Below are 627 nucleotides of genomic sequence, written 5' to 3'. Positions count from 1 at the left end.
ATGGTATTGATGATGAAAATGCAACAAAACAAACTCAAAAATATCGTGACGCTGAACAAAGTAAGAAAACTGCTTATGATCAAGCTGTAGCTGCTGCGAAAGCAATTTTAAATAAACAAACAGGTTCAAATTCAGATAAAGCAGCAGTTGACCGTGCATTACAACAAGTAACAAGTACGAAAGATGCATTGAATGGTGATGCAAAACTGGCAGAAGCGAAAGCGGCAGCTAAACAAAACTTAGGCACTTTAAACCATATTACGAATGCACAACGTACTGCGTTAGAAGGTCAAATCAATCAAGCGACGACTGTTGATGGCGTTAATACTGTAAAAACAAATGCCAATACATTAGACGACGCAATGAATAGCTTACAAGGTGCAATCAATGATAAAGATGCTACATTAAGAAATCAAAATTATCTTGATGCAGATGAATCAAAACGAAATGCATATACGCAAGCTGTCACAGCGGCTGAAGGCATTTTAAATAAACAAACTGGTGGTAACACATCTAAAGCAGACGTTGATAATGCATTAAATGCAGTTACAAGAGCGAAAGCGGCTTTAAATGGTGCTGAAAACTTAAGAAATGCGAAAACTTCAGCAACAAATACGATTAATGGTT

Annotated in this window: 1 protein-coding gene; it reads left to right on the top strand. The window is 36.7% G+C overall.

The window, feature by feature from the left end:
* Nucleotides 1-627, top strand: a 627-nt coding sequence (locus tag IDG60_RS28245; RefSeq protein ID WP_206161114.1) for a GA module-containing protein, incomplete at both ends; no start/stop codon positions are given.

The organism is Staphylococcus sp. EG-SA-2, from assembly GCF_017152085.1.
Note: the sequence above shows the minus strand (reverse complement) of the source record. Positions and strands in the feature narration are given on the sequence as shown.